15 protein-coding genes are annotated in these 17766 nt (G+C 43.1%); 5 read left to right on the top strand and 10 right to left on the bottom strand.

The features are described from left to right. Positions 1-113: 113 nt before the first annotated feature. The 4 genes from GC093_RS23605 to GC093_RS23590 all read right to left on the bottom strand — a co-directional run bounded on the left by GC093_RS23605 (position 114) and on the right by GC093_RS23590 (position 5733). Positions 114-1427 (bottom strand): ABC transporter substrate-binding protein, encoded by a 1314-nt coding sequence (locus tag GC093_RS23605; protein ID WP_171654359.1) that lies wholly within the window; start codon positions 1425-1427, stop codon positions 114-116. Between the two features lie 112 nt (positions 1428-1539). Further along, positions 1540-3093 carry a response regulator transcription factor gene (locus GC093_RS23600; protein ID WP_171654358.1) on the bottom strand — a complete coding sequence of 518 codons (1554 nt, stop codon included), beginning with the start codon at positions 3091-3093 and terminating at the stop codon, positions 1540-1542. Continuing rightward, positions 3086-4819, bottom strand: a complete 1734-nt coding sequence (locus GC093_RS23595) for a sensor histidine kinase (RefSeq protein WP_246315122.1) — start codon at positions 4817-4819, stop codon at positions 3086-3088. Before GC093_RS23595 ends, GC093_RS23600 begins: the two co-directional genes overlap by 8 nt. Before the next feature lie 176 nt (positions 4820-4995). After that, positions 4996-5733: a DUF429 domain-containing protein gene (locus GC093_RS23590; protein WP_171654356.1), complete on the bottom strand. Its 738-nt coding sequence runs from the start codon at positions 5731-5733 to the stop codon at positions 4996-4998. A gap of 159 nt (positions 5734-5892) precedes the next feature. Here GC093_RS23590 and GC093_RS23585 point away from each other — a divergent pair, with 159 nt between their 5' ends. Continuing rightward, a complete protein-coding gene (locus tag GC093_RS23585; RefSeq protein WP_171654355.1) occupies positions 5893-6126 on the top strand; it encodes a hypothetical protein in 234 nt (77 codons plus the stop codon). 146 nt (positions 6127-6272) lie between these two features. Here the strand turns inward: GC093_RS23585 and GC093_RS23580 are convergent, their stop codons facing one another. After that, a complete protein-coding gene (locus tag GC093_RS23580; protein WP_171654354.1) occupies positions 6273-6932 on the bottom strand; it encodes an HD domain-containing protein in 660 nt (219 codons plus the stop codon). A 231-nt stretch (positions 6933-7163) separates the two neighbouring features. Here GC093_RS23580 and GC093_RS23575 point away from each other — a divergent pair, with 231 nt between their 5' ends. Continuing rightward, positions 7164-8084 (top strand): hypothetical protein, encoded by a 921-nt coding sequence (locus GC093_RS23575; protein WP_171654353.1) that lies wholly within the window; start codon positions 7164-7166, stop codon positions 8082-8084. Positions 8085-8272: 188 nt separating this feature from the next. On the opposite strand, the gene GC093_RS23570 is transcribed toward GC093_RS23575, so the two are convergent. From GC093_RS23570 to GC093_RS23560, 3 genes are all read right to left on the bottom strand, one after another. After that, on the bottom strand, positions 8273-9085 hold the full coding sequence (locus GC093_RS23570) for a carbohydrate ABC transporter permease (protein ID WP_171654352.1): 813 nt from the start codon (positions 9083-9085) through the stop codon (positions 8273-8275). A 10-nt stretch (positions 9086-9095) separates the two neighbouring features. Beyond that, the gene (locus GC093_RS23565) at positions 9096-9992 is read right to left on the bottom strand and encodes a carbohydrate ABC transporter permease (protein WP_171654351.1); all 897 of its coding nucleotides are present in this window, start codon (positions 9990-9992) and stop codon (positions 9096-9098) included. A 71-nt stretch (positions 9993-10063) separates the two neighbouring features. After that, positions 10064-11467, bottom strand: coding sequence for an ABC transporter substrate-binding protein (locus tag GC093_RS23560; RefSeq protein ID WP_246315120.1), 1404 nt, complete (start codon positions 11465-11467; stop codon positions 10064-10066). A 241-nt stretch (positions 11468-11708) separates the two neighbouring features. Here GC093_RS23560 and GC093_RS23555 point away from each other — a divergent pair, with 241 nt between their 5' ends. From GC093_RS23555 to GC093_RS23545, 3 genes are all read left to right on the top strand, one after another. Then, positions 11709-13361: a response regulator transcription factor gene (locus tag GC093_RS23555; protein WP_171654350.1), complete on the top strand. Its 1653-nt coding sequence runs from the start codon at positions 11709-11711 to the stop codon at positions 13359-13361. Between the two features lie 2 nt (positions 13362-13363). Then, complete coding sequence (locus tag GC093_RS23550) at positions 13364-15175, top strand: cache domain-containing sensor histidine kinase (protein WP_171654349.1); 1812 nt, start codon at positions 13364-13366, stop codon at positions 15173-15175. Between the two features lie 82 nt (positions 15176-15257). Continuing rightward, positions 15258-15614 carry an MmcQ/YjbR family DNA-binding protein gene (locus tag GC093_RS23545; protein ID WP_171654348.1) on the top strand — a complete coding sequence of 119 codons (357 nt, stop codon included), beginning with the start codon at positions 15258-15260 and terminating at the stop codon, positions 15612-15614. Between the two features lie 70 nt (positions 15615-15684). On the opposite strand, the gene GC093_RS23540 is transcribed toward GC093_RS23545, so the two are convergent. Together GC093_RS23540 and iolG are read right to left on the bottom strand one after the other, a co-directional pair. After that, positions 15685-15855 (bottom strand): hypothetical protein, encoded by a 171-nt coding sequence (locus GC093_RS23540; RefSeq protein ID WP_171654347.1) that lies wholly within the window; start codon positions 15853-15855, stop codon positions 15685-15687. A 566-nt stretch (positions 15856-16421) separates the two neighbouring features. Beyond that, the gene (gene iolG / locus GC093_RS23535; RefSeq protein ID WP_171654346.1) at positions 16422-17432 is read right to left on the bottom strand and encodes an inositol 2-dehydrogenase; all 1011 of its coding nucleotides are present in this window, start codon (positions 17430-17432) and stop codon (positions 16422-16424) included. Positions 17433-17766 lie beyond the last annotated feature (334 nt).

Raw genomic sequence — 17766 nt, 5'->3', positions numbered from 1 at the left:
AAGATTAATTCTCCCAGGGAGTATAGTTCGAATTCAAGTTCGGTTACTATTGATCCATTTCGCAATAAAAAAAATCAGAACCGCCATCAAGGCAGCTCTGATCCTGCAAGCACTTACTTTTTATTTTTAGCAAGAATGGCGTTGGCATCTTTACGGAACTTAACCGCAGCATCCTCAACCGTGATTTTTTTGTAAAGAACTTGCTCGCTCAAATCCTTCAACAGCTTTTCAACTTCAACGGAACCAACTGGGTTCGGAGGATCGGACGGGCTGCTATTATTTTCTGCCCAAGCTACATAATCAAATACTTTAACCTCTTCAGGTGTAAGAATTGGCTTCAATGAATCTTTCACCTTGGATGAAATCGGCACGCCGCGCTCACCTTTAATAATTTTGTTCGCATCGATATCGTTAACGAAGAAGTTAATGAATTTCGCCGCTTCTTCCTTTTGCTTCGAATTCTTAGTTACGGAGAAGCCCATGCTCGATTTCAAGAACAAGCCTTTCTTAACATTCGGGCCTGGGATCGGAATCAATTCAGTAGGACGTTTAGCAGCGCCAGACCAAGCTACATACTGATTGGACCATGCGAAGGATGCGAATGAGTTGCCAAGAACCATCTCGTCATCCTCAGGCGTAGACTTCTTCTGTGCCAGCTTATCCAAGCTCAGGAAATAGCCTGCATCATACATTCTTTGGTAGCGCTTATAATAATCGATAAACGGCTTATCGTCCGTGTAGCCAAGGCTTGCTCCGTCCGCTGCATACAGCTTCTGATCTACCGAACGCAGGTAGTAATTGAAGAATACTTCATATCGCAAATAGTCAGCCAGAAGCTTACCGCTAGATTTCAGCTGTTTGCCCATTGCTTCCATATCGTCCCAAGTCCAATCCTTGGCAGGCATAGTCGCTCCGGCTTTTTTCACAAGCTCAGGATCGGCTGTCGCACTTAGTGCATTAACCCCTAGAGTAATTTGGTAAAGGCTTCCATTCAACTCTCCTGTGCTAAGAGTATTAGGCGATACTGCGCTTACATCAATCGTATTGTTTTTGGTATAAGGACGCAAATCTTCTAATTGATTTCTTCCGCCGTATTGACTCAAGTAAGAAAGGTCCATCTGAATAATATCCGGCATATCATTCGCCGCGGCTTGTGGCGCCAGCTTCTTCCAGTAGTCATCAAATGCTGCATATTCAGCCTCTATCTTGACGTTAGGATTTTTCTGTTGGTACAACTCAATAACCTTCAACGTGTAGTCATGTCTTGCTTGTCCACCCCACCACGCAATTCTAAGCTTTACAGGCTCCTTGCTTCCTCCAGCAACAGCATCAGCTGGCTTTTGTGCTGTATTACCGCCAGTTCCACCACAGCCCGCAGCAGTTAATAGCAACGAAGCCGATAAGATCATTGTTAAGCCTTTCTTCATCTCTGTATCCTCCCCATGTGTGAGCGTTGCAATTTCTATCCCTATTATCCCCCTATCTGAATAGTTTATAAATTCAAAAAACCGTCATTCTTGTTAAAAAAACAGAGGATTATTAGTTTGATTTGATATATTCAGAGGGTGTACAGCCCGTATATTTCTTAAACACTTGACTAAAATATTGCGGATTATCCCCAAAACCCAGCTGCTCAGCCAGCTCAAATATCTTAATATCGGACTTTTGGCCAATCAATTCCGTCGCCTTATTAATTCTCGCTTTCATCACATAGTTCGAAAATTTTTCTCCCGTTTCCTTTTTAAACAGCTTGCCTAAATAGTCAGGATTCATATAAAGGATTTGCTGAGCTACCCCGTTAAGTGACAGTTCTGGATTTCCTAGATGCTCGTTAATAATGTCCAAAACCTTGTCCACTATAGCGCTATGCTTATTTTTCATCTGCTCGTAATTTCTTAATGTGATTTGGTTGGCAACCTCCTTGAAAAAGGATTGGATGGTCTGCAGTGTCTCCAAATCCATCAGCGTCACCAGTTTATCCCTATATTGATGAATTGCATCCACGTCACCAAGACGAATCATGGCCATAAACAGCTGAATAACATAGGATTTAGCCGTAAGGATATTAGAACGCAAACCCGCCACCTTCAGAAAAAAGAGATCGATTTCCTCGGAAGCTTCCTCCCAATTGCCTGTTTTGATTTGCAGCATTAGATTATCCTCGTCGAAAACAAGCTCACAAGGTTCTGGCTGCTCAACTCCAACGATGTCACGCTTCGTAATTAAGCTTCCTTCTCCCAAATAAAAGCGATAATTTAAACATTCCAATGTTTGTTTGTACAGTGCTCTTGCTCTTGTAATTTCATCCGCTTCGCTTAATGCAATCGTAAGATCGATCTTGTAATAACGAAGAAACGTCTCTCGGATTAGACTAATACAATCATGCAGTTCACTCACAGGCTCAGAGTCCTCTACAACTATCAACACCTGCTCGCCAACTGTCGAGCTTAATAGCATTTTCTTCTTCAAGAAATCCTCTGCAATATTTTTAACGGCAAACATATGCTCAAACTCAAAGTACCCTTCAAGCTGAAACAAGATTAAACGAACCTTATGATTCTCAAGATCCAGCTTAAACAGATTGCGATAATAGTCCCAATCCCGCTTGCCATACGTTTTATTCGTAACAAATTCCTTTAAGAACTGTTCCTTAACATGGGGAAGTATCTTCTCCAGCCCATATCTCATATTATTGACGAACTGTTCGCGCTGCTCCTCCTGCTCAATCTCTTTGACCAGCTGTTGGAGAACCTCAACAATTTTATTTTCGTTGCAGGGCTTCAATAAATACTGCTTAACCCCATAACGGATAGCTGAGCGAGCATACTCGAAATCTCCGAAGCCTGACAGTAAGACCATTTTAATATTAGGATAGTTATCCGTAATTTTGGCAGCCAGCTGAAGCCCATCCATCCCTGGCATTTTAATATCACTTATAATAATATCGGGCGGGTCCAATTGTACTTTATCATAGGCTTCAATCCCATTCCGGGCTGTCCCCATTAGCTCTGTCCCTGCTTTTGCCCAATCCACTACGTTGGAGATGCCCTCCAATATTATCCGTTCATCATCAACCAGTAATACCTTATACATGTTGATTCCCCATTTCATCCGGTATTATGACAGAGACCTTCGTACCTTTACCTTGTTCGCTGTCCAATTGTAAACCGTAGCCCTCGCCAAAAGCAATAATGATACGTTCTTCAATGTTTTTCAAGCCGATTCCGCTTCCCCGAGTTCTAGCTTCCCCTCTTCGCACCTGATTAAGCAGTTCTTCCTCCATCCCGGGTCCATTATCTTCAACGACCAATAGAACACGCCCCGGCTCTCTATGAGCCCAAATGCGGATAAAGCAGGGCTCGATCATCGATTCCAGCGCATAGTGAATAGAGTTTTCGAGCAGCGGCTGCAGGGTAAGCTTAGGAAGCAGCAAGCGCTTCACATCATCGGAAATATCCATTTCAAAAATCAACCGTTCTTCAAAACGGAATTTCTGGATCGTAATATAGTTCATCACAATATCCATCTCTTCCCCAACGGTTATAAGTGTTTCTTTCAAGCTGATAGAGCTTCTTAGCAGAAAACCGAGTGATTCTACCATCTTGGAGATTTGCGGCTGTCCGTTTGCTTTGGCCATCCAATTGATCGATTCAAGTGTATTGTACAAAAAATGCGGATTAATTTGCGCTTGCAGCGCTTTAAACTGCGTTTCTTTGATCGTTAGCTGCTTGGAGTAATTTTCTGTAATCAACTCGTTGATTTGCTGAATCATGACTCGGAAGGTGCGCTGAAGCTGGCCCACTTCATCCATCTGCACATTAGTCCAGCTGGCCGTCTCCGCCTCTGCCAATCGAAAATCGCCCTTCTGAACCTGGCGCATCTGTCCAATTAACTCTTCAATAGGTCGAGTCAGGCTTCTTGAGAAATTGATAGCCAACACCATGACCACCAGCAAACTAACGATAAACCCAACAAGCAAAATATTTTTCATCAGAATGATTTTCATAAAAATCTTATCAAACGGAATCAAGCTGAGGTAAGTCCAGCCTAAATATCCCGATTTTATTTCAGTAAAAAAATAGGATTTACCGTTAAATTCCTTAATCATATAGCCTTGATGCGCTGCATTGACGTTCGTAATAGTAGGTTCATCTGCTGTATCCGTATAAATTGGGAAAATGGTGCGATCGTTCGAGGTAATACGGATCTCTCCGTTTTTCAACTCGGTGCCCGCTACGACATCCTCTACAATTTTATCGAACTTGATGCGCACAATAATGGTTCCGAGCCGATTTAGCTCCAAATTTTGATAAGACCTTATTTCCCGAGCGGCGATCACATAGTTTTCATCATCATCCGGCATGATCCATCGTGTTTCACCTAGACCTAGAGCGGATTCTTTCAAAATCATTTGCCTTTTTGAGGGAAAGGACCTAATAATCTGACCTGCTTGGGACAGTCCGTCCTGCAAATCCGTCACTTCAATAGAATTGATATATTTCTCGTAGCCTGCATACTGTACAAGCCTGTCCGTTATAAAAGAACGAATCCGGTATTTTTCAAATTCAGTTGTATCTTGATTGATTTGAGGGAGCAGACTTTGAACTTGAGCGTCAGTGACAATATTGAAGGTAAGCTTATCAATCTTTCTCAGCTCGTTTTCAATCCCGCTTGACGATAAATTCAAAAGCTGGGACGATTTGGAATACAGCTGCTCATCATAGATAGAGTAAGCATATTGAATGGAAAAGTACGTAGTTAGAAAACTTACGGCCATGATCAGAGAGATTAAGGCGAATACTCGATGTTTAATTCTCATGTTGCTATAGGTTAATTTCAAAGAAAAAGAAGCTCGTCTCATGACGTCATAATCCCTCCAATAGAAGCTTGAATCAAGGGCAAACGGCTACGAAAGCCTCAAAGACAAGCACGTTTGTCTATCTCCTCTATGTTACATTATCAGCTCGAATCAATCCAATTGCTGGCACGCCTGCTTCACAAGTCTCGCTTAGCATGCCAAATTGACATAGGGATACCATAAATGTCCTGCTCTGGCGGATCGGGAAGAGAGCTTAATTCCCCCCTGCTGATAACTCCGCTTACTGCCAGCACAAGCGCATCAACCAGGTCGTCCCGCGCCGCTGCACTTCGACGGTATTGGCTCATTGCCTGCTCTAAGAACTTATCCGCTTTCGGAAATACTGTGAGCAACCAGTCTATTCTTTCGCGATAACCTTCTTCCGTTTTCTTATTATAAGTCATAGGAGCGCCGAATAACGAAGCAAAGCATACCTCGGGATGTGCCTCCCTGAATATATTGCATGCGTTTTCGTCAGAGCGAAGCAAACTATCAACCTCACGAATTTTGGGTACCAGATGCCAAGTCTGCTTAGATAACCCTCTTTCCCCCATACGGCGGTTAATCACATTGGCCTCTGCATAGTCAGCGGCGTCTAATACCCCGCGCACTGGCGCTGGAAAAATACTCGAAGTTCTCTTCGGCCTCAACAATTGCCTCGCCAGCAGATCACAGCGCCGTTCTTCCCTTCCAGCCGACTTCAATCCAATTGGCATATCCAGCAGCAGTAACTCTGCCTCATTAAGCTCCTTCCATAATTCAAAAAGAGAACTATACAAATGCGTTCGTGCATCACCGGACATAGCTGAAATCGTAACAGCAATCCAGCCTCCTCTGCATCCGTCAATTCCCCCATAGGTTTGTCCACTTATCATTTCCAAAACTCCCTTTTATCCACAAGCTTTCCTTCTTTTATAGTGTTGGCGCTTACCTGTACACAATGTGGAATTCATTGCATTGTGGTGGTTTGTCCGTTTCCCTGCGACTGTTTCTAGCATTTACTATATCAGAATGGAAGGAAAGGATGTGATATTATGGCTAAATCAAGCCGCATACAAACCGATTTGGTTACAATCCGAATTCGTAACGTTTCAGGTGTTCGCATCATCTCAGGTTTCTGTGTAATAGGCAGCGCCAGTCCTTGCCTGGGCTTCCTAACCATTAACAGTCGGGTAAGACGGGCTGCAAACTGTCTGCTCCGCAACGGCTTTGTGATCATTGGAACATCCCGTAATGCTGTGGTATTCCAACGCAATCGTGTCGTTTAATCCAGAGAAACGAAGCTTGGCTTTTCATCTGTAATAAGAGTGATCTTAAGTCAATCAACTCAAAGACCGGTCTCCTGGATGCAGGGACCGGTCTTCTTTAGTCAGTTCCGTACTCTTGAGTTAGATAAACAGCAATCTGCCCAGTCTTATCGCTGAATTAAATCCCGACCATCCCATTCCTCATAAAATTGCTCTAAAAATCTTTCCATATAACTATGTCTGCTCTCAGCCATCCGTTTTCCACTTTCCGTGTTCATCAGGTCTTTAAGCTTCAACAGCTTCTCGTAAAAATGATTCACTGCCGTCGATTTTCCATGCCGATATTCCTCTTTCGTCATTTCCCTTCGCGACGGCTGCTCCGGATCGTAGATCAGATCACCTTTCCAGCCTGAATAAGCAAACGTTCGTGCTATTCCCATAGCGCCGATGGCATCCAATCGGTCAGCATCCTGAACTACTCGTGCCTCTTTGGTCGTTACACGTGGATTATTCCCGCCTTTATAAGACATGGTACTGATGATTTGCATCACATGCTCTGCCGCTTCCTCTTGTACGCCTTGGCTGGATAGCCAATCTCTCACCTTATTCAATCCTGCCTCCAAGGAAGGATTCAGCTTCTCGTCAGCAATATCATGAAGAAGTGCTGCCAGCTCACAAACGAATAGATCTGCACCTTCTTCCTTTGCAAGGATAAGCGCCGTACGAGTAACCCGTTCGATATGCCACCAATCATGGCCGCTAGAATCGCTTTCCAGTTGTTTTTTTACAAATGCTCTTGCTTCGTTAATCAGTATGCTTGGTTCCATATAGACACCCCTTTTTACTAGTATGTAGCTGCTTGAAGTTTATGAGAGAGTTATTCTAAATAGTATACGTTGAACCTACATCAGGCACAATGGAACCTAAGCTTCTTCAGGCATTATTCCCTCATTTTACATAAGATAGGGTACAGTCATACAAGCAATAGGCCTCCTCTCTTCATATCATAAGCCATGCATATCTTCTCGGAAAAATTACAAGGATAGGAAGTGACAGACGTGGCACAAGGCGTCGTGGACGTTATTGTCTCGAAGGATCAAAACGAAAACTCATTAGTGCTGGTTGCCAATTGTGGAGGTGGACTGCCCAACGACCTTCATCTTATTAGGGATGGAGCTGAGGTAACACTTAAGCAAGGGGATATAGAGAAAAGTGTCGTAGTAAATCATGAAGCAGGCGCAGAATGTGCTTTTAACTATATAGAAATGAATGCTAAGACAGCCAAAGCCTTCGGGCTTCACGACGGCAGCCGAGTATTGCTAACCTATGATTCGGAATCCAAGGATCTTCGATTGCAACGCGTGACGAAAAGTCGAGCCAGCGGGCTTCTTTTGTCTGATCATAACAAAACCCGCACGGGTTCTATCATCATTGGGTATTCTCTCTTAAGCTTGTTAGGTATACCAACAACACGTGGCACCACCATAACCATCCGTGTGAATTCAGTCAGCCAAAGAATGAAGGTTCTCATCCCAGAAAATGAATTGGATAGCGATTTTCGTTTATCCCCACTTAACTTGCGCAAATTCGGACTTCATCCTGGGAAATCCTTCTCGCTTGAATACGATCAGACCTCCAAAACATTATCTGTCTTGACCTCTTCCGCTGTAGCTTCAAAACAGGGTAAACCCACTAGAGCACTCCGTCCGATGAGAACGATAAAAACGGCAACAACAGACAAACCAACCAAATCCTCAAGAGCAAGAAATATGGAAAACCCAAAGAAGTTAGGAAATAGAGCAACAGCGCAGACGTTAGGGAATTCAATGAAAACCAAGACCCTGAGGCAAAGCACCGCTTCGAAGATGTCAAAGAAATCAAGCAGCGTTAAGAAGCCTGGAACATTGGCGATATTGGCTAAAGGACAACATATGGGTACATCAAAAACATTGACAAGAAACAAAAAGCGAATGCATTGAGACCCTAGATTATTGCGAACGATAGTAAGTTAAACCTCGTATTGGGCTATTGGGCTGATCGCAAGACGTAAAAGACACCGTAATCAGATATCTCTGCTACGGCGCCTTCTACGTCTTGCTATCGTTTATTATTTGTTGGCTTGAAATACAGCTCATCATTTTTTCATTTCTCGTACCTACCTGTATCCTTAGCCTTTAACAGCCCCCATCGTAATACCCTGCGTAAAAGCTTTCTGGAAGACTAAGAAAATAGCTATCATAGGAATGGAAGCAAGTGCCGCACCGGCCATCATGATTCCGTAATTCGTTGTAAATTCACCCTGCATCGTAGCCACACCAAGCGGAAGCGTCATCATAGAAGTAGACCGCGTCATTATTAGATGGCTGAAATAGTCATTCCATGCTGCAATGAATGTGAAAATAGCCAAAGCGCCAAGCGCAGGTTTAAGCAACGGTACAATAATAGTGGAAAACATCCGAATTTCTGAACACCCGTCCATTTTCGCGGCTTCCATTAGTTCACTTGGCAGGGTCTGAGCAAATTGTTTCATTAGAAATACACCGAATGGCCAGCCTATTGCCGGTAAGATTAGTCCGTGATACGTATTCACCCATCCGAAATCAGCCAGCATGGTGAAGAGTGGAACGAGTATGACTTGCTTAGGCAGTGCCATGGCCGCAATAAACATCGAAAATATAATTTTACGTCCTGGAAATACTTTCTTAGCAAGAACATAACCCGCCAATGAAGCAACCACACAGACCGCTATCATTTCGCAGAAAGCAACAAAAAAGCTGTTGAACGTCCAGCGCCATACCGGATTCTTAAATAAATCCACCCAGTTCTGCAGCGTTGGCTTCAATGGAAACCATTCGGGCGGAATCGTCGTAGCAACTGTCTGAATTTTGAACGCTCCGGTAACAATCCAATAAAACGGAAATACAAAGATCAACGCAGAGAGAATCAGCAGTATGGTAGCCCCTATTTGATATAATTTCATGATGTTCCCCCTAGTACTCTACATCACTGCCAAGATATTTGAATTGAATGGTCGAGATAATACCGATTACTATAGCAAGAAGAACGCCCATGGCAGATGCAACTCCGAAGTTTCCGAGCATAAAAGCCTGCTCATACACACCGTACATGACAGTAGATGTACTATAAACCGGGCCGCCTGAGGTTAGCAATTGGATAAGCGCAAAGCACTGGAATGTATTAATTGTCGTGATAACAATAATATATAGATTCGTCGGCATCAGCATCGGCCAAATGATTTTCAGGAAAATTTGCCATGGTGTTGCCCGATCAATTTGAGCAGCTTCAATGTAAGACGTAGGTATGTTACCCAGCGATGCTACATACAAAATGATTGGCTGTCCAACAGAAGTAGTTATCAATACAGCGATAATGGCTAGTAAGGCCGTCTTGGGATCTCCAAGCCAAGGTGTCGGTTCAGCCCCAAATAGGCCAGTAATGTAATTGAGAATGCCGTAGTTTGGATGATAAATCCAACCCCACACAACGGTAATACTTACTACGGAGGATACAGCTGGCAAATAAAACACGCCTCTAAAAAATGATCTTATTAATTCCTTGGTCTTGTAAATATTCATAGCTACAAAGATGGAGAATAGGATGACAATTGGAACTGTAATAACAACAAGTAAAACCGTATTTTTCATAGACTTCAGAAAGGTTTCATTATGCAGTAAGGAAATATAGTTGTCGAATCCAACAAATGTAAAATTTCTTAGCGTGTAATCAAAAAAGCTGATATAGAATCCTTTAAGCATCGGATATGCGACAAAAAGAAGGAAGAATCCAAGCGCTGGCAGTAAAAATAAATAACTCATTAACCAGTCGCGAATCACATATCCTCTCGCCTTACGTATTGCTGCCAACATTTCCTTCCCCCATTTCTAGTTGTTGGATGAAAGAAGCAGCGTACATACAGACGCTGCCCCTTGTTCCCTCATTACTTTGGCGTTTGGGCCTTCGCTTTAGCGATGGCTTCATTCGCTTTCGCAGCAAAAGTATCAAGCGCTTCCTTACCGGTTGCTGTTCCTAACAAAGCACGCTGTAATTCCGGGAACCAGAACGTGCGAATTTCAGCATATCCATCTGCTACTGTTGGCGGATCTGTAATAAAATCACGTGCAAGCTCCGCGTATTTATACTCTGAATCATTATACAAGCCTGTAATTGAAGTTCGTGCAGACAATCCTCCAGTTTGAATTACATTCTTCTTGCCGTATTCTGGATCATTAGCAATGAAATTTACCAGCTTCTTACTTGCTGCGATTTTATCTGCATTGCCGTTGTTAAACACGGCCAAGCCACCAAGATAGGGCTCAAGCTTTGGTTTCGACCCATCCATGGTTGGAAAAGGAAGCAGTACATCTTCGAATTGAACCTTTTTATTGGGAACGTTTTGAGCTTTCAATACAGGTGAATAGTTGAGTGTGAAAGCCAATTTCCCTTGTAGGAATAAGTCATTAACATCTGCGGCTGCAAGGGATGCCGAACCTGCAACACTCAGCTTGTCCTTCGTCGCTTTCACAATCCAATCCAAGGCTTTAGCAGCATTATCGGTATTAATAGCCACTTTTGAATTATCCTCATTCAAAAATCTAGATACGCCGAGGTTCGCAATATAAGCACGCGTCCCTTGATCTCCTGCTGAGCTTTTTGCAAAAAAACCAGTAGGAATGATATCTGGAGCTTTCTCTTTAACCGCCTGCAATGCTTTTTCGTATTCGGCTACCGTCCAAGTTCTGTCAGGTTTTTTTAGAGGAAGCAAATCAAGCGCGCCAATCTTTTCAAACACTGTTTTGTTAACAGCCATCAAGAAAGGTGCAGTATTGATTGGATACATATAGATCTGATCGCCTACCATCGATTGCTTCCAGAATGCTGGGGCTATATCTTTTTGGACTTCCGTCGTCACGATATCATTAAGTGGGGCAAGGAGTTTTTTCTTACCCCAATCGATAATACGCCCAGGAGCGTCATAAATAACGTCGGGGGCTGTATTGGAGGCAATTGCAACGTTAAGCTTCTGCGGTCCGCCTTCAAAAGTAATCATTTCGAGATTGACTTTAATTTCAGGATTCTTTTTATTGAATGCTTCAATGATTTGCTTTTCGTATTTCCCAACTTCCCCGTCCAAGGGCTGGAAGTTCGGAAAGTTCCACCATGTAATTTCAACCGGCTTGGCAACGGGCTTGGCTTCTGGCTTCGCGCTATCAGCAGCCGCTGGAGCTGGTGTAGATACGCTTTTGTTTCCTTCTGTTGCAGTCGTGTTCCCACATGCCGCCAGTTGCGTTCCAATAAGTGCAACGCTTGCTACGGTCATAAGACTTTTCTTTAAATCTCGCATGCAATAACCCCCCCCTAATTTTGTGTTGCCGGAAATAATGATTTAGCGCTTCCATTTCCTGCCCTAATCATATGTCATTCAAACAAAGAGAGAAATCCCTCTGCTTTTACCTTTCATGGTCGTATTTTGACCTGTTCAACGGAGTACTCTGATTCATATGTGACACTAGTTAATAATTTAGTATAATAGGACGAAAGTAAATCTTCACTACTATTTCATTATTCTTACTCGGGGGAATAGGATGTATAAGTTAATGATTGTTGAGGACGAGCCTCTTATACGAGCTGGGCTGAAACAATATTTCTCCTGGCAGGAACTTGGAGTTGACACGATCTGTGAAGCAGAAAACGGTAAAGATGGTATTCTAGTCGCTCTCCAAGAACGCCCCGACCTGGTTATTACGGATATTCGTATGCCTGTAATGGATGGACTTGAAATGATTCGACAGCTGCGTAAGGAGCTTCCCGATACGGTATTCATCATCTTGACTGGACACAATGATTTTGATTATGCCCAGAAGGCTATTGGTTTAGGGGGCGTGCATGCTTACTTACTTAAGCCCATGCAATATGAAGAAAGCTTGTCCACTATTCAACAATGCATAGTCAATCTGAAGCAAAAACAGCAGGAATTTCAAAATCGTTCTAATCTGCAACGGGAAGCAGAAGAAAGCATCAAGCTCAGAGGCAGCCAGCTGGTTAAGCTTTTATTGGAAGAAGAACCCGCTTTAGAAGAAGAGACGCTCCAGCAGCTTTACGGATATTCAAGTGGTGAATACTTGTATCAACCCTTCCTAGTAGCTTATGTATCTCATACGACATCCCTTCATCAAGCAAGACGTTGGTTGCGGGACAAGGCTGAGAGGATTATAAACGAAGCAGCCGAATTGATTTTTAACACAATCGTCCCCAAACATATATTTACTTATATCTATAAATCAAAATATTTTGCGATTGCGGTATATGAAGTCGCAGCTATTGAAATTGAAAATGAAAGCCCCAACGTGGAATGCCAACTGGATGATAAGCTTAAACAAATTAGTCTCGAATGCGATGCTTCTGTTTATTTGGTTGTAGGCCGAATTGGAGACGAAATATCACAAATTGGCCTATCACTACGCCATGCAGAAAAAGATTTGTACAGGCGTTTTGTTGAATCGGGCAGCCATTTGTTCCTGCCTCAAATAAAGGACCCTTCATTCTTACATAACAAAGAGCTAGCTATACAACTCCATGAGAAAGATAAGAACCAGCTTCTTAGCTATTTTGAAAAAGGGGATCATTCACAAATCAAGCACTTAATGAAGCGCTTAGCTCAAGAAACATGTTCAACTATAACACCTTCTTCCCTGGATAAATGGCTTGTATTTCTACAGGAAATAATCAGTGTGACGCTACGTTTTGCTAATACCAAAGGAATTCACATCGACGGCGTTTATAGTGATAAGCTTTTAACCTTGTCTTGTGTGGATGATTTCGAATCTTTGGAAGCGCTTTTTGACTGGTTATCCGATTGGATGATTCACCTTAGCACCATTTACCAGGAAACATCCCTTCAGACCAGCCAACAAGATGTTCTCGTTTTCGAAGAAATCGAGATCTATATTAAGCAGAATATCGATCAGGATATGACGCTGCAGATGGTCGCCGATCGTTTCTTCTATAATCCCTCTTATTTAAGTCGTCTTTTCAAAAAGAAATTAAACAAAAACTACATGATCTTTGTAACCGAAATTCGAATAAGTTACGCACAGGAATGCTTGAAGCAGCCTCACTATTTGGTCACCGATGTTTGCCATATGTGCGGATATAAAAGCTATAAGCATTTCGTGAAAACCTTCCGAAGTGTAGCTGGTATGACACCCACTGAATATCGAAAAAAATTGGGGTTGTGAGAATGAAGAAATTAAGGTGGGTTTCCCAGCTCTATCGGATGAAACATGTGAATCACCAGATTTTTGTGCTTATGATCTTTACTATTACAATACCGCTGCTGATCATATCAGCGATTATTTATCTCTTCTCCTTGCAAGCTGTTAAGAATGAATATCAAAGCAGCTCTAATCTCATCTTAAATAACCTGTCCTTTAATATCGATCAGTATTTGCAAAGTATTGAAAAAGGAACTCTCAACGCGCAAACCGATGGTCAGCTTCAAATTGCACTTGAAAACTGGACCCAGAATCCGACTGGTGATGCCGGAAATGAACAGATACAATACAGAAACGCAATCGAACACTTCATAAGCTCTATTGAAATGACCATCAAAAATGTCGATAGCGTACAAATTTACGTTGGCGACCGTGTATTTTACTCCGCAAATTTCAACCGGTCTGATTACGATGCCAAGGAATTCACATCCGAAGCCTGGTATCAGCAAACCGTAGAGAGCAAAGGGGGAATCGTATTATTTGGGGCTCATTTACCGTTTCACCGTGTCAATTCCCGGGAGTCGGTCATCTCTATCGCTCGGGTCATTAACAAGATCGGCAGCAAGCAGCCGCTTGGTATTATGCTTATTGACATCCGGTTGGACTCGTTGCGTGAGATCTTAAAGCTATCGGAGAATAGCAAACGGAATTTCAATATTATCGATGATAAAGGCGGGGTTATTTATTCGTCAGACGGGAATCAAAAAATTTCAAACCCACCGGACCATATGGATAAGCAATCGCTCAATAAAATTTTGAACGCAGATACGGATAGTTTCTATGCGCCATTGGCTGGTACGGATTCGTTCATTAATTTCGTTACCTCGCCTTATTCCGGTTGGAAGGTTATTCAAGATATTAGTGAGAAAGAGATGACGAAGCAAGCGGAATTACTGCGCATAATTGTTCTTGCCCTTGCTATCCTGTCGTTGGGTACCGCCATCTCATTCATGTTCATATTAGCATCGCGTGTAACCAAGCCGATCATCTTGTTAAGCAGACAAGTAAAATTGGTCGGGATGGGGAGGTTCGATGTTGATTTAAGCAGCGACCGACAGGATGAATTCGGCGTGCTCTACCAAGGCATTCGCAAGATGGTTGAAGACTTGCAGAGTTATATTGAAAGATCCTCAATGGCTAAGGCTCAACAGAAGGTTGCCCAGTTCGGGGCGCTCAAGAGCCAAATCAATCCTCATTTTCTCGCCAATGCACTGGAATCTATTCAGATGAAAGCCGTCATCAACGGACAGCGAGATATAAGTGAAATGGTAGGTCTGCTCGGAAAATTATTCCGAATTCATATTCAAACCGGGAAGGAAACGGTTCCCCTTCATGAAGAACTCGAGCTGATTCGCTTATATGTCAAAGTCCAACAAATGAGATTTGGTGATAAAATTCAATATGTGGAGCAATTAGCCCCTGGCAGCGAGTCTGCTAAAGTGATGCACTTCTCCCTTCAGCCCATTATCGAAAATGCTATTGTTCATGGCTTGGAACGACAAAGTGGACCAGGAATCCTCGAGGTTTCAACTACAATTTCCAACAATGAGCTGCTTATCATGGTGAGTGACAACGGGATTGGCATGGATGAGGAGCAGCTTCAGAGTCTGAACGATCGTCTTACACAACCATCGGATACTCTTGATGAATCTCATATCGGCATTAAAAATGTCCATGACCGCATCCAGTTTTATTTCGGTGACCCCTACGGAATCCAGCTTCAAAGCCGTTTAGGAGAAGGCACAACGGTAATACTTAGAATTCCTGCATCTAGTTAAGCTAGTTCCTTCGAATAAGACTGCTTATATGCTGTCTAAGTTGTACAATGGTATTATTAATTTACTCTGGAGGTACTAAGACATGGACATCAAAACGTTAACCAGCTACGCTCTGTCAAAAAAAGGATCCATTGAAGAATACCCTTTCGGCGTCGATGTTTTAGTGATCAAAGTGGCATCCAAAATGTTCGCGCTGATCTCTGAACGAAATAATTTCATGAACATCAGCTTGAAATGTGATCCTTTTATTGCTGAAAGCTTAAGACAGCAGTATTCATCTATTACTCCCGGCTACCACTTAAATAAAAGTCATTGGAATACTGTTATCTTGGATGGTTCTGTTTCAGAGGCCGAGATATTCAAAATGATTGATCATTCCTACGAGCTGGTTTTTAAAGGATTGAAAAAGTCTGAGAAAGAGGCCATTCTTCAACATTAGTGCGGCCTCTATAAAATGGTTAATGATGAGATCTGAGGCATAGCCTCAGATCTTTTCTAATCCCATACATTCATGCGTTTCGGAGGGAATCGGGTGTAGGATTACGGCCTCTGTTGGATGTCTTGTTGAAGGTCTTGTTGGATATCATGCTTGCAGCGGTGGAAACACCAACTACAATGGTAGGCTGCATTCTCGGACAGTTACCAGAGGTGACGATCAGGAAGAATGTTATCTCATTCACCCCTCACCCCCTTCCCTAGTTGTTTTACATCGCTTTCTTACTTCCTAACTCTCTCTTGCGGAACGTCAGTTCGCTATTTGTCTCGAATCCCCTCAAATTCAGGATTTCAGGAACTACGATGCGTTATTTCGTCTCCGCCTGACAAAATGCTCCTTCTTGATACAAATAAAGGATCGTAGTACCGTTCCACTCAATTGATCACGTGTGCATGAAAAAATAACGCATCCACGTTCCTCATCCCATGTTTTCAACGCGGATCCCGAGCGCGCGTTGAGATCAAGGCGGTCGGTCGAACCCCACACGGCTCACGGCCCATTTAGAGGAACAGAAGGAAACGGTTAGCGGTAGTCCGACTAAGCTCAGGATAAATGGGGAGCACTGTTTTAGCGAAAGAAGTTTCTGTGCAAGGCAACGTATCACAAGCTGGCCAAGCTCTCAAGTGAGATGGACTTTTCCGTTATCATATGCACACTCTTCACGGACAAATTCGGACAGCAAATACAGGACCCATTTGAACAGTCCCGTATTTGCTAAGGATTATGCGAGTTATTTGCACGACTGCTTGCTTACAGGTCTTTGAGCTTGACTTCCCGACCAATTTTAAATGAACGCGTTGCCGCTTTAGCAATTTCTAGCGCCGCTTTGCCATCACCCGCGGTAACCGACGGCAATTCACCATGATGGATGCAATCAATAAAATGCTTCATTTCAAGCTGATACGCATCCTTGAAGCGCTCAGGAAAGGACGGAATAATGTCGTGAGTGCTCCCTTTTAACGTCAAAATACGAAGATCATGGTGCTGGAGCGAGCCTATCTGGATCGTCCCTTCCGTACCCACAACCTCCCCCCGAATATCATACCCGTATAAAGCATTGCGGCTCGCTTCAACATCTCCTGCCGCACCTGAGTCGAACCGCATATATGTAAGCGATTGGTCCGAATCATGCAGCTCCTTCATAAAGGAATGCACTAGAACAGCACCATGAGCGGAAACAGCTTCCACCTCAGAGTTCATCAGAAACCTGGCAAGATCGTAATCATGAATAGCCATATCGAGGTAGATCCCACCACTGTTGCGGATAAACTCGGCTGGAGGAGATGACGGATCGCGTGATACTGCTTTAAAATATATCGGTTTGCCAATATCCCCTGCGGCAATTCGCTTCTTCGCTTCCGCATAAGCAGGGTCAAAACGGCGCATAAACCCAACCTGGCATTTGACGTTATATTTCGCAACCGCAAGAATCACATCATCCGCTTCTTCCAAATGTAGCGTTAATGGCTTTTCTACAAAAATAGCTTTCCCACATTGAGCAGCTTTTTTGATAAGCTCTGCATGTGTGCCTGTCGGAGTTGCAATCACTACCGCATCCATATCCTCGCTTTCTATTACCTCAACAGGATCATCCGACCACCTTCCAACCCCCAATTCAAAAGCTACCTTTTCCGCTCGCTGCGGATCAGCATCCACAACACAAGCCAGCTCCGCATTGTTGATGCGTCCAGCTAGATTTTCAGCATGCCAATACCCTAATCGCCCTAAACCAATTACCGCTACTCGAATTTTGTTTGTCATGTGCAGCCTTCCTCCTGCGTTATTTTAATATCGGATTAGTACTCCTTCTATAACTAACGGTTTCCTTTCTGCACAAATTTTCCTAGTACCTAATCATAAGCTGAGTATCAAGTAAAATAGAGGGGACGTCAGCTAGTTTGGTTACTCAAGAGGATCATTTTTATCACGAAAGTAGACCTTGTTTATCCTGGCAACTTTTATTGGTAACGTTACCAGAATAATATATTCTTAATACTAGCTCATTTTGATTGCGCTTTCAACAGTTATTCGACAGACAGCAGTAGCAGTTGTCTTAGAAGACGGAAAAAGCAGCTGAGCAGGTAAAAATCCTGTC

The organism is Paenibacillus foliorum, from assembly GCF_013141765.1.
Lineage (GTDB): Bacteria > Bacillota > Bacilli > Paenibacillales > NBRC-103111 > Paenibacillus_S > Paenibacillus_S foliorum.
Note: the sequence above shows the minus strand (reverse complement) of the source record. Positions and strands in the feature narration are given on the sequence as shown.

Excerpts from the sequence above, each read along its gene's own strand:
- GC093_RS23605 (WP_171654359.1), bottom strand. The coding sequence starts at position 1,427 with ATGAAGAAAGGCTTAACAATGATCTTATCGGCTTCGTTGCTATTAACT.
- GC093_RS23600 (WP_171654358.1), bottom strand. The coding sequence starts at position 3,093 with ATGTATAAGGTATTACTGGTTGATGATGAACGGATAATATTGGAGGGC.
- GC093_RS23595 (WP_246315122.1), bottom strand. The coding sequence starts at position 4,819 with ATGAGAATTAAACATCGAGTATTCGCCTTAATCTCTCTGATCATGGCC.
- GC093_RS23590 (WP_171654356.1), bottom strand. The coding sequence starts at position 5,733 with ATGATAAGTGGACAAACCTATGGGGGAATTGACGGATGCAGAGGAGGC.
- GC093_RS23585 (WP_171654355.1), top strand. The coding sequence starts at position 5,893 with ATGGCTAAATCAAGCCGCATACAAACCGATTTGGTTACAATCCGAATT.
- GC093_RS23580 (WP_171654354.1), bottom strand. The coding sequence starts at position 6,932 with ATGGAACCAAGCATACTGATTAACGAAGCAAGAGCATTTGTAAAAAAA.
- GC093_RS23570 (WP_171654352.1), bottom strand. The coding sequence starts at position 9,085 with ATGAAATTATATCAAATAGGGGCTACCATACTGCTGATTCTCTCTGCG.
- GC093_RS23565 (WP_171654351.1), bottom strand. The coding sequence starts at position 9,992 with ATGTTGGCAGCAATACGTAAGGCGAGAGGATATGTGATTCGCGACTGG.
- GC093_RS23560 (WP_246315120.1), bottom strand. The coding sequence starts at position 11,467 with ATGCGAGATTTAAAGAAAAGTCTTATGACCGTAGCAAGCGTTGCACTT.
- GC093_RS23555 (WP_171654350.1), top strand. The coding sequence starts at position 11,709 with ATGTATAAGTTAATGATTGTTGAGGACGAGCCTCTTATACGAGCTGGG.
- GC093_RS23550 (WP_171654349.1), top strand. The coding sequence starts at position 13,364 with ATGAAGAAATTAAGGTGGGTTTCCCAGCTCTATCGGATGAAACATGTG.
- GC093_RS23545 (WP_171654348.1), top strand. The coding sequence starts at position 15,258 with ATGGACATCAAAACGTTAACCAGCTACGCTCTGTCAAAAAAAGGATCC.
- iolG (WP_171654346.1), bottom strand. The coding sequence starts at position 17,432 with ATGACAAACAAAATTCGAGTAGCGGTAATTGGTTTAGGGCGATTAGGG.